Source organism: Bacillus sp. S4 (assembly GCF_040838205.1).
GTDB classification, from domain to species: Bacteria; Bacillota; Bacilli; order Bacillales; family Bacillaceae_G; genus Bacillus_A; species Bacillus_A cereus_U.
In genome coordinates, this window is record NZ_JBFPJI010000001.1 from 1 (window position 1) to 12,359 (window position 12,359).

Sequence of the window (12,359 nt, forward strand, 5' to 3'; positions counted from 1 at the left end):
ATTGTGTGTTATATTATCCCTATAGGAGTGTGGTGGGAATGGGTATTAAATATTCGAACAAAATTAATAAAATCCGAACCTTTGCATTGAGTTTAGTATTTATCGGCCTCTTCATTGCATACTTAGGTGTCTTTTTTCGCGAAAACATCATTATTATGACAACCTTTATGATGGTTGGTTTTTTAGCTGTCATCGCTAGCACTGTTGTTTACTTTTGGATTGGTATGTTATCTACAAAGACGATACAAATTATTTGTCCAAGCTGCGATAAACCAACAAAAATGCTCGGTCGTGTCGACGCATGTATGCATTGCAACCAACCTTTAACACTCGATCCGAGTTTAGAAGGAAAAGAATTTAATGAGAAGTACAATAAAAAAAGCTATAAAGGATAACACGTACTTTCACTTTAGTATTTTTTCATCCCCATATAATAAAGAAAGAGGGTGACGAAATCGTCACCCTCTTTCTTTATTATATATTACGCCTTATGACACTCTGGACAAACGCCATAAATTTCTAAGCGATGACTATTAATAACGAAGCCTGTCGTTTTCGCAGCTTCCTCTTCAAGCTGTTCCAAACCTCCATAAGGAAAATCAACAATCTTACCACATTTTTCGCAAATCACATGATAATGTTGACTTGTAACATAATCAAATCTACTTGAAGCATCCCCATAAGTTAATTCCTTTACAAGTCCAACTTCTTTAAACACACGTAAGTTATTATAGACAGTTGCAACACTCATATTTGGAAACTTACCTTCTAATGCTTTATAAATGTCATCCGCTGTTGGGTGTGTCATAGATTCCACAAGGTACTCTAAAATAGCATGACGCTGTGGAGTAATGCGTACACCCGTATTTTTCAGCATTTCTAGCGCTTCTTTTAATTCTTCTTTGACCACCGTCATGCACCCCGATTCTATACGGATTATTATTTTATAATTCTTATAAAGAGTGTACTCTTTTTCTTATAAATCGTCAATATTTCTACTATAAGTATGTGGTTTATTTTTGTATATATCCTTATTCTTATATACCTTCCCCCATTTCCTATACATTTACATAGAAAAAAGTGCGACATAATCGCACTTGGAATACTATCATCTGAGGAGGTATGCCCTACACTTTCACTTTATGTATCGCAAGAAAATATGTATAGACGCATGCCTTACATATATATTTTTTCTCCACATTAATATAGATTATTTTATCCCGCTATTTGCGGGCAGTAAGACTCCCACTTCAAAATTCCGCAAATGCGAAGGAGTTAGGCGGGAGATCAACTGCCCGTAAAAGCCCAATTGGTGCGGGCTAATAATCAGTGTAGATAGACACCCCCCACTGATTAAAGTTTCACTTTATATAAGAAAGAACGTCTTCAATATGTCCTTTCACTTTCACTTTACGCCATTCTTTTACAAGTTCACCATCTTTATTGATAAGGAATGTAGAACGCTCGATTCCCATGTACTCTTTTCCAAAGTTCTTTTTCAACTTCCAAACATCGTACAATTCTGCTACTTTATGATCTTCATCTACTAAAAGTACAAATGGAAGCTCATGCTTCTCTATGAATTTCATATGTCTGTTCACCGAATCAGGACTGACACCAAGGATGACCGTGTCCTTCTCTTGGAATAATCCATATGCATCACGAAAATCACATGCTTCAGTTGTACACCCTGGAGTCATATCTTTCGGGTAAAAATATAAAACTACATTTTTACCTCGGAAGTCAGCTAAGCGAATTTGTTCTCCGGTACTTCCCTCTAATGTAAATTCCGGTGCTATTTCTCCTACTGTGATCATTGTTATCACTCCTTTTCTTTTCTATTACTATAACAAATGCTACCTTATTTTTCATTGTCCATTACAGTCCTTACCACAAATGCAAACGGTAATGTATATCCAATTAGCGCTTCTCCAATTGCAATCCATCTTCCGATTCCAATCGGAGCTATATCACCATATCCAACGGACAATAAAGTAACCGCGCTAAAATATAAACATATTTCAACGAGCTGAAAGGAATGAGCACTTAACCTATCCCCATCTTCTTTCAAAACTGCAAAACCCATTTCCTCTAGCACAACATAACTTAATCCAAACGCAATCAGTACCGTTGTATAAATTAAAAACAACGTAGCTAAATTGTACAGCGAAAAGAAACGATTGGAATTTGAATATGAACTCCATAATAATTGGACACTTCTCAAAATAGCGATTGCTGCAATTAATAGAATAAATCCCCATAACATGTCCTCCACCTCATTTTATATGTATGAGGACTATAGCTGATTTATCCCTTAGAAACGAACAAGCTTCTATAATTAATTCCCTGCACCACGATATCGTTTAACCCCTTGATTCCAGAGGTTGATTGCAATAGTAAAACAGATAACACCAACAATTGGCGTTGCGAAAGCATAGCTATTCCACTCTGTTTTTCTTAAAAAGTATGCTGCTGGATATACCCCAACAAATGCAAACGGTAAAACAAACGTTAAAACAAAGCGAATAACACGGTTATAAATATCAACAGGATAGCGTCCATAATTCCCTATGTTATACATAAGCGGCATAATGGAACTTTTCGCATCCGACCAAAAGCCAAGACTTGCAAGCGTAACAAATATCCCACCGTACACAAGTGCCCCTCCCCCTGCCATAAGTAGGAATAAGAAGAAATCATACCAGTAAAAAGATAATTGCAGCTCCATTGCTGCATAACCCATCACAATAATCCCCGTAATAGCTCCAATTAAAGATTCAAGTTCCATTCTTTCTAATATAATTTGAAATAAACTATGAATCGGTCTCGTTAATATACGGTCCATTTCTCCTTTAATAATGTAACGATCATTAAAGTCCCATATATTAAAGAAAGCTGAAAAAATGGCAAACGGTACTAAAAAGAACCCATAGATAAAGATTACTTCTTCTCGGCTCCACCCTTTTAGTGCTTGAGTATGCCCAAACACAACGAGAATGAAGATTAAATTAACAGCTTGTAGTGATAAATCTGAAAGTAATCCGACGATAAAATCGCCACGATACTCCAATTTTATTTTTATATATTGACTTGCATATTGCAAAAATAATTTTATATATATCATCTCGTCATCCCCCTTGTACGATTAGACGTTTTCTCGCCGTTTTCCACATCAGTACAATTGGAATAATAAGTATAATTGCCCAAATCATTTGAAATAATAAAGCTTCATATAACTTACTTCCTTGTATACCTTCAGAGAAAATCATACTCGGAATATAACTAATTGCTTGAAACGGTAAAAACACCATTGCTTTTTGGGCCCATAACGGATAAAAACTAATCGGTAATAATAAACCAGAAAATAAATCGATAACAACACGTTTCGCATACATAATTCCACTATTATTAAATAAGAAGAATGTAAGCATTCCTGTCATTAAATTTATTTGTGTATTAATGATAAAACTAAATATTAAAGATAAGAAGAAATATAACCACGTTTGAAAATTCGTTGTAATTTGTAATGAAAATAATAACGTAACAATAACCATACCCGGAATTGAAAAGAAAGCAAAACGGAATATCCCTTCTCCAAGCCCTTGCATAACTTTCATACCTAAATAGTTATATGGACGAATTAGTTCTACCGCTACACGTCCTTCTTGAATTTCCATCGCAATTTCTCTATCTATATTATTGAAATAAAAAGCGCGTGCCATCCATGCGATCGCAATATACGTAGTCATTTGCGAAATAGATAAACTTTCAATATTCTCTTTCCCGCTATAAATTGCTTGCCATAAAAAATAATACGCACCAATGTTAATCGTATAAATTAAAATCCCGCTGTAATAATTTGTACGATAAGCAAGCATCATTAAAAAACGAATCCGAATCATTTCAATATACTTACCCATGCATAATACCTTCTTCATAAATGTTACGAATAATTTCCTCTGTAGACACTTCGTTAATTTTCAAATCTTTAATTTGAAAGGCTTGTACTACTTTAGAAATCAACATAGAAATGATAACTTCTTCATTCGGTATTTTTGCAACCCATGCGTTTTCTTCTTTCGCTTTTGACCAAACAACATGACTATCTGGCATAACCATTGATAACTCCTGGTATGAAACTGGGGCAACAAACTGAAAATGTATTTCCTTCTCTACTCCCCACTGCGTACGAAGATTATCTAAAGATCCGTCATACATAATATTTCCTTCATCAAGCATGATGACGCGTTCACATAAAGCTTCAATATCAGTAATATCATGTGTCGTTAATAAAATTGTTGTTTTATAACGTTCATTCATCTCTTTTAAGAATTCTCGTATTTTCAATTTCACAAGAACATCTAGTCCAATTGTTGGTTCATCTAAAAATAATAACGGCGGATTATGAATTAACGCCGCTGCTAATTCACAACGCATTCTTTGACCAAGAGATAATTTCCGTACCGGTTTATCTAATAAAGGACCGATATCTAACGTTTCAATAACATGTTCCATATGTTCCTTATACTGAGCGTCTGATACACCGTACACTTTCTTCAATAAACGAAATGATTCTTGCACTGCGATATCCCACCAAAGCTGCGAACGCTGCCCAAACACAACACCGATTGTTCTTACAAATTCTTCTCTCTGTTTGTGTGGATTCATTCCGTTCACTGTAATTTGTCCTGATGTCGGAGTCAAAATCCCTGTAAGCATTTTAATCGTCGTTGATTTACCAGCACCATTCTCACCAATATAACCAACCATTTCACCTTGCTTTATAGTAAAAGAAACATCATTTACTGCTGGCACTATTTTATAATTACGATTTAATAAATCGCGAAATGCACCCTTTAAGCCCGGACGACTTGAATAAGCTGTAAACTCTTTACGTAACCCTTGTACCTCAATTACCGATTTCATAATCGGACCCCCTTCCTAAATGTCACAACGAATAGTTTACCCAACTGCTCCTTCTATCACAAACAATACGTCTTTTCAAAAAACATGTTAGAATAATACATAGATTTTTGTAAGGAGATGAATTGTAGTGAATTTCACGAAATCAGAAGCATTACATAAAGAAGCGTTAGAACATATCGTTGGTGGTGTTAATAGTCCTTCTCGCTCTTTTAAAGCAGTTGGAGGCGGTTCCCCTGTTGCAATGGAACGCGGGAAAGGTGCTTATTTCTGGGATGTAGATGGAAATAAATATATCGACTATTTAGCAGCGTATGGCCCAATTATTACTGGACATGCTCACCCGCACGTAACAGAAGCAATTAAAACAGCAGCTGAAAACGGCGTACTATACGGTACTCCAACAGCATTAGAAGTAAAATTCGCAAAAATGTTAAAAGAAGCAATGCCCGCTTTAGATAAAGTCCGCTTCGTAAACTCTGGTACAGAATCCGTTATGACAACCATTCGTGTTGCTCGTGCTTACACTGGCCGCACAAAAATTATGAAATTCGCTGGTTGTTACCACGGTCATTCCGATTTAGTACTTGTAGCAGCTGGCTCTGGTCCTTCTACCCTTGGAATTCCTGATTCAGCTGGCGTGCCACAAAGTATCGCCCAAGAAGTTATTACTGTTCCATTTAATAATGTAGAAACTTTAAAAGAAGCGTTAGATAAATGGGGACATGAAGTAGCAGCTATCCTTGTAGAGCCAATCGTTGGAAACTTCGGTATTGTAGAGCCAAAACCTGGCTTCCTTGAAAAAGTTAATGAACTTGTTCACGAAGCTGGTGCACTAGTAATTTATGATGAAGTTATTACTGCTTTCCGCTTTATGTATGGCGGCGCTCAAGACTTACTTGGCGTAACCCCAGATCTAACAGCACTTGGTAAAGTTATCGGCGGTGGCCTTCCAATTGGTGCTTACGGTGGTAAGAAAGAAATTATGGAACAAGTTGCACCGCTCGGCCCTGCATACCAAGCTGGTACAATGGCCGGGAACCCTGCTTCTATGGCATCAGGTATTGCCTGCCTAGAAGTACTTCAACAAGAAGGCGTATACGAGAAATTAGATGCACTTGGCGCAATGCTTGAAAAAGGAATTTTAGAACAAGCTACAAAACATAACATCGATATTACAGTAAACCGTCTAAAGGGTGCATTAACTGTATACTTCACGACAAATACAATTGAAGATTACGATGCAGCCAAAAATACAGATGGTGAAATGTTCGGTAGATTCTTCAAGCTGATGCTTCAAGAAGGTATTAATTTAGCACCTTCTAAATATGAAGCATGGTTCTTAACGACAGAACATACAAAAGAAGATATTGAATATACAATTGAAGCTGTTGGCAGAGCATTTTCTACCCTAGCGAACAATAAATAATCTCTTCATTCAAAAGGAAAAAAGAAAGCCCATCTTTCTTTTTTCCTTTTTTCTATTTCATAAATCCCTCATTAATAGTATAATTATTCATAATTATCTGTTTTATATTCTTTTATATCCTTACTATCCCTGTATACAAGGCAGTTCATGCCTTAAATAGTAAGATTATTCAAAAATCATTTTCCAGAGGGGGGATTGACGGATGCTCAATAAAAAAAATAAATGGACACCGTCTTTATTTCGGAATTATAAAAATGCAGAACATGATGCGTGTGGAATCGTTTCCGTTATGGAAAAACGAAGAATTCCTACAAAAGAAAACATCGATTTTTGTATACAATCACTAGTCAAAATGAATCATAGAGCTGGTTTCATTAATGGCGAAGGAGATGGCATCGGAATTCATATCGACATGCCAAAAGCACTTTGGAATGAAAAACTAAAAAGTAGCGGATATAATCCAACGATTGTGGATCATCCCCACTTTATCGTTGGACATTTTTTTCTAAACAAACAAGAAAACATTGCTGATTTAAAAGATTACATTCGTACGCAACTAAACAATGAAAACTTTACAATTGTTCTCGAAAATGATGATGTAATAAACTCAGATGCACTCGGTCCTCTTGGTAAACAAGAAGAACCTTTATTTTGGCAAATTGCCCTTATCGCCCAAAGTGAAGTTAAAAATATTGAACAAACATTATTTTCTGTAACAATAAAAATCGAAGAAAATGAAGCAATTCATGTTGCCTCATTAAGTCATGAACATGTTGTATATAAAGTTCTGGGCGCTGGTGATACACTCGTTGCTTATTACAATGATTTACAACACCCACTTATCGCTTCAACTATGACACTAGGACATAATCGCTATTCTACTAATACGTTATCTAATTTTTTTCGTGTACAACCATTTAGTATTCTCGGGCATAATGGTGAAATTAACACGATTGCAAAATTACGTGATCAAGCTGACATGATTAATGTACCACTTACTGCCGGGGGCAGTGATTCCCAAGATTTAAACCGCACCTTAGAAACCCTTCTCGTTCAGTATAACTACAGTTTATTTGAAGCAATGGATATATTATTTCCACCAATTATTAATGAAATAAAACTTTACGAAACAAACTTACAAAACTTATACACTTATATACGTGAGGCTTGGGGGCATTTCGCACAAGGTCCAGCTGGCATCATTTCACGTTATAAAGATGAAGCTGTTTTCAGTGTCGATTCCCTTGGATTACGCCCAGTTTGGAAAGTAGAGACAGAGAGCTCCTATATTTTCTCTTCTGAACCTGGAGTTGTATCACCAGCCGAATATGTAGCAGAGCCGAAACCACTCGCTCCTGGAGAAAAAGTTGGATTAAAATGGAATGAACAAGATGAGCTCGTTCTCTATGAATACGACAATTATCAAATTGAAGTATTCAACCGTTTTAATAAACGAATCGATGTTACCAACTATCATGTAAACTTATCTATCCCTGAAACGAAAGAAACTGAGGGATTATGTGATTTGGTTCAAGTTGAAACGAATCAATACGTCGCTTTCGGCTGGGATCGAGAACATATTCAGCTCCTTGAACAGATGGCGACAAAAGGCGTCGAACCAATTCGTTCACTTGGGCATGACTCACCACTTGCCGCACTTGATACAGATAGACGAAATATTGCTGATTTCATTAAGGAAAGTGTAGCCGTTGTTACAAATCCAGCAATCGATCGTGATCGAGAAGTCGAGCACTTCTCCACACGTACTGTACTCGGAGAGCGTCCGGGTTTATTAGATAACTCTAAACAACCATTTGTAATCGAGATGCTCTCACCAATTATTTTAGAAGGAAGTTTAGCTCAATCTATCGCGGCAGACTTACACACGATTACGTACGAACAACTTATACAGCTATTCATCACTCATAGCTCTGTCTCTACAATTTCTGTCACATTTAGTCCATCAGAAACTTTACAAAGCGCATTAAACCGAATTGGTTCCGAAGCGATAGCAGCCGTTAAAGACGGGGCTTCCCTACTAGTATTAGATGACGCTAAATCTCATCAAAATGAACTGTTATGGATTGATCCACATTTAGTTACTGCTAAAGTACATCAAGCATTAACTGAAAATAAATTACGCCGGAAATGCTCTCTCGTTATACGTTCTGGTGCCCTTCGCTCCTTACACGATATCGTCACGCTATACGGATTAGGGGCAGATGGTATTAATCCATATTTATTGTTCGCAACGGTAAATGATGGAACAAAAGCACCAATTACTAATTTGTATACCGCACTTAATAAAGGACTAGAGAAAGTAATTTCGACGATTGGAATTCATGAATTACGCGGTTACGGTCGCCTCTTCTCCTCTATTGGATTACATGAGGAAATCGCAAATATATTACAAATTACAAATTTCTTCGGTTCAAATGATTTAGCTTTTTCACTTGAATCACTTGCTGAAGATGCGAAAATTCGAGCTGATGATTATAACAATCCAAAAGTTAGAATGCGAAAATCATTTCATATATTCCCCCGGATTTGGAAAGCAATTGGTGATGTTGCAAAAGGAAACTCTTATGATGATTACCGCGACAAGTTAAGTGAATTAGAAGAAAATAACCCTATCGCAATCAGGCACCTTATTCAAACAAAACAAACAGAACATGTAATTCCGACTGAAGAAGTGTCCATCGGCATTCACAATCATGATTTACCATTTATTATTAGTTCTATGTCATTCGGTTCTCAAAATGAAATTGCCTTCCGTGCATATGCAGAAGCTGCCAATCAGCTAAATATGATTAGTTTGAACGGTGAAGGCGGCGAAATTAAAGATATGATTGGTAAATACCCACATACACGCGGACAACAAGTTGCATCTGGCCGGTTTGGAGTAAACGCTGAACTACTAAATTCATCAAATTTAATTGAAATTAAAATCGGTCAAGGAGCAAAGCCTGGTGAAGGTGGACATTTGCCTGGTTCAAAAGTGACTGCCAAAATTGCGGAAGCGCGTAATGCTACAATTGGTTCAGATTTAATTTCACCTTCTAACAACCATGATATTTATTCGATTGAAGACTTGGCTCAAATGATTACAGAAATTAAAACGGCTAATCATCTTGCAAAAGTAGCTGTAAAAGTTCCTGTCGTTCCTAACATCGGAACAATTGCTGTCGGTATCGCAAAAGCTGGCGCTGACTTTATTAACATTAGTGGATTTGATGGCGGAACAGGTGCTGCGCGTATTCACGCATTGCAACATGTAGGTCTTCCTGTAGAGATTGGCGTTAAAGCTGCTCACAATGCGTTACTAGAAGCAAATATGAGACATAAAGTAGAAATTTGGGCAGACGGCGGTATTCGAAGTGTCAATGACGCCTTAAAAATCATGCTCCTTGGAGCAAACCGGATCGGATTTGGCACATTATCAATGATTGCAATTGGCTGTACAACTTGCCGTGGTTGTCATCTTGATACGTGCCACGTCGGAATTGCAACACAAATTGAATCTGAAGCTCAAGCGAAAGAACATGGACTGCGCCGTTTCGTTCCACGTGAATTAGAAAGCGCAGTTACAGGGCTATTAAGCCTATTCACTACTTTCGGTACAGAATTGAAACGTTTAACAGGGCAGCTCGGTTACACAAACTTACAAGATATTATCGGACGATCGGATTTATTAGAACAAACTCGAGGCAAGGACTTATTAGACTTACGTAATTTAATACAAACGATAGAAGATTCATCCGTGAAAATAACGGCATCTGTACAAGAAAAACAATTTGAAACAACAAATTCTCTCCAGTCAAAAGAATTAGTAAGCGTCGGCGTAGAGCAACGCGTAATGGGCGGTCTAGAATCCTGTTATCGTATTCGTAGCAAATTATATGAAAACACTCATCTTGAACCACTTACATTAAAGTATACAAACGGATCTGTTCCCGGAAACGGATTAGGCGCGTACAATAGCGAGAACTTATTTATACACGTAAATGGTGGCGCGCAAGATGGAATTGGAAAAACTTCATTTGGCGGTGGCATTTATATAACGAAAGCAAAAGGAAAAGATGGAACATATTATAACGGTTCTGTCGGAAAAGGATTTGGATACGGCGCTCAAAAAGGTGCATTATACGTGCAAGGTAACGCTGATGCTCGTGCTGGCATTCGCCTTTCTGGAGCAGATATGATAATTGGAGGCAGAATTACAAAACCACTTCGCGAAAAAGAACAAGGAAATATCGGAGTATATTCTAATATAAAAGGATTTGCTTTTGAATATATGACAAATGGTCGTGCTCTTGTTTTAGGAGATCCTGGTCCATGGATTTGTGCCGGCATGACTGGTGGTGTTGTTTATTTACGTCATGAGCCAAACTTAGGTTTAACAGAACACGCTTTAAAAAGAAGAATCGCTAAAGGTGCAAATGTAACATTGCAGCCAATTAGTAAACATGGTTTACAAGATGTGAACGAATTATTATTAGACTACATTCGTGTATTAAATGAGCATGAACAATATGAAGAAGTCGCTTTGTTAACACCATTATTAGATGATATCCAGCTTCACTTCTATGAAATTATCCCGAAAAAAGAACAGGCGGATCCATCTATTTCAACTGAATGATATGTACAATATTTATTTTCATAAAAAAATTGACGAAGCGAGCATCGCATAGTAATCTAGAATAACAATTTGAAACCTGCTGAAATTCAGCAGGTTTTTTTATTAAAGAATAGATGTTTAAAGAGAATTTGGAGAAATTATAAATTGATTGTAATTTATTTATTAAACTTTTTAACGTCACTAAAATATCACTTGCTAACATATTGTAATGAATGTATAGTATCATGTTGTACATTCATTATGACAAGAGAAAGGATATCAATAAGGGTATGAAACTTGGTGCTCGCATTTTAAAAACGGGTATTGCCATTACATTAGCTTTATTTGCTTGTATTTTACTTCAATTACCGAGTCCAGTATTTGCGGGAATCTCAGCTATCTTTGCTGTTCAACCGTCTGTATATCGCTCGTATTTAACAGCTCTTGAGCAAATTCAAGCAAACGTAATTGGTGCGGTATTCGCTATCGTATTTGCTACTGCTTTTGGACATAATCCTTTTATTATTGGATTAACGTGTATATTAGTAATTGCTCTTACTTTACAATTACACTTAGAAAAAACAATATCACTCGCTTTAGTAACAGTTATCGCCATTATGGAGTATCAAGGCGAAGATTTCTTTAATTTTGCCTTACTTCGATTCGCAACGATTATGATTGGAATTATTGCGGCTTCGCTTGTAAATTTAGTATTTATGCCGCCAAAATATGAAACAAAACTTTACCATCGCATCGTTGATAATACAGAGGAAATTGTTAAATGGATTCGTATGAACAGTAGGCAAGCTTCTGATTTTACAACGCTAAAAACCGATATTGATCGCATGAAAGAAAAAATGATTAAACTAAATCATTACTATTTGCTGTATAAAGAAGAAAGAAGCTATACGAAAAAAATACAATTCGCCAAAATTCGTAAGCTCGTTTTATTCAGACAAATGTTAGCGACAACAAGCCGTGCTTTAAGCACATTAAAGTCATTACATCGCACTGAAAATGAACTGCGCTATATGCCAGAAGAGTTTCAGGAATCTATTCAAAACGAACTTGATTCATTAACGCATTATCACGAACAAGTGTTATTAAAATTTATTGGTAAAGCAAAGAAACAACAATCCGTTGAGATGCTTGATGAAGTTGAAACAGGTAAACAAGAATTGATTGATATCTTTATGGATTATCAAAATAAGGATGATGAGGAAGCATATAAAATATGGTTACACCTCTTCCCTCTTATTTCTTCAATTATTAACTACAGTGAGGAAGTAGAGCATTTAGATTTACTTGTGGATAGCTTCTACACATACCATAAACCAGAAAGCGAACTCCAAATCGAAGATAAAAAAGAAGACGAATAAAAAACAGCTC

At 36.5% G+C, this 12,359-nt stretch carries 10 protein-coding genes; 4 read left to right on the top strand and 6 right to left on the bottom strand.

Features of this window, described 5'->3' with window-relative positions; all coding sequences use genetic code 11:
* Positions 1–38: 38 nt before the first annotated feature.
* Complete coding sequence (locus AB3X48_RS00005) at positions 39–395, top strand: YgzB family protein (RefSeq protein WP_002159371.1); 357 nt, start codon at positions 39–41, stop codon at positions 393–395.
* An 86-nt stretch (positions 396–481) separates the two neighbouring features.
* On the opposite strand, the gene perR is transcribed toward AB3X48_RS00005, so the two are convergent.
* The 6 genes from perR to AB3X48_RS00035 all read right to left on the bottom strand — a co-directional run bounded on the left by perR (position 482) and on the right by AB3X48_RS00035 (position 4,926).
* The gene (gene perR, locus AB3X48_RS00010; RefSeq protein WP_000237831.1) at positions 482–910 is read right to left on the bottom strand and encodes a peroxide-responsive transcriptional repressor PerR; all 429 of its coding nucleotides are present in this window, start codon (positions 908–910) and stop codon (positions 482–484) included.
* 451 nt (positions 911–1,361) lie between these two features.
* Positions 1,362–1,817, bottom strand: a complete 456-nt coding sequence (gene bcp, locus AB3X48_RS00015) for a thioredoxin-dependent thiol peroxidase (RefSeq protein ID WP_002010353.1) — start codon at positions 1,815–1,817, stop codon at positions 1,362–1,364.
* A gap of 44 nt (positions 1,818–1,861) precedes the next feature.
* Positions 1,862–2,266, bottom strand: a complete 405-nt coding sequence (locus tag AB3X48_RS00020; protein WP_002091112.1) for a potassium channel family protein — start codon at positions 2,264–2,266, stop codon at positions 1,862–1,864.
* A gap of 72 nt (positions 2,267–2,338) precedes the next feature.
* Positions 2,339–3,124 (bottom strand): ABC transporter permease, encoded by a 786-nt coding sequence (locus tag AB3X48_RS00025; RefSeq protein WP_256416090.1) that lies wholly within the window; start codon positions 3,122–3,124, stop codon positions 2,339–2,341.
* 4 nt (positions 3,125–3,128) lie between these two features.
* The gene (locus AB3X48_RS00030) at positions 3,129–3,920 is read right to left on the bottom strand and encodes an ABC transporter permease (RefSeq protein WP_002113871.1); all 792 of its coding nucleotides are present in this window, start codon (positions 3,918–3,920) and stop codon (positions 3,129–3,131) included.
* A complete protein-coding gene (locus AB3X48_RS00035) occupies positions 3,913–4,926 on the bottom strand; it encodes an ABC transporter ATP-binding protein (protein WP_002113870.1) in 1,014 nt (337 codons plus the stop codon). The genes AB3X48_RS00030 and AB3X48_RS00035 overlap by 8 nt, the downstream gene beginning before the upstream one ends.
* Before the next feature lie 127 nt (positions 4,927–5,053).
* Here AB3X48_RS00035 and hemL point away from each other — a divergent pair, with 127 nt between their 5' ends.
* From hemL to AB3X48_RS00050, 3 genes are all read left to right on the top strand, one after another.
* Positions 5,054–6,352, top strand: coding sequence for a glutamate-1-semialdehyde-2,1-aminomutase (hemL, locus tag AB3X48_RS00040; RefSeq protein WP_002159373.1), 1,299 nt, complete (start codon positions 5,054–5,056; stop codon positions 6,350–6,352).
* Between the two features lie 202 nt (positions 6,353–6,554).
* On the top strand, positions 6,555–10,991 hold the full coding sequence (locus AB3X48_RS00045; RefSeq protein WP_016103473.1) for a glutamate synthase-related protein: 4,437 nt from the start codon (positions 6,555–6,557) through the stop codon (positions 10,989–10,991).
* Positions 10,992–11,260: 269 nt separating this feature from the next.
* Complete coding sequence (locus tag AB3X48_RS00050; protein ID WP_002159375.1) at positions 11,261–12,349, top strand: aromatic acid exporter family protein; 1,089 nt, start codon at positions 11,261–11,263, stop codon at positions 12,347–12,349.
* The last annotated feature ends 10 nt before the right edge of the window (positions 12,350–12,359 follow it).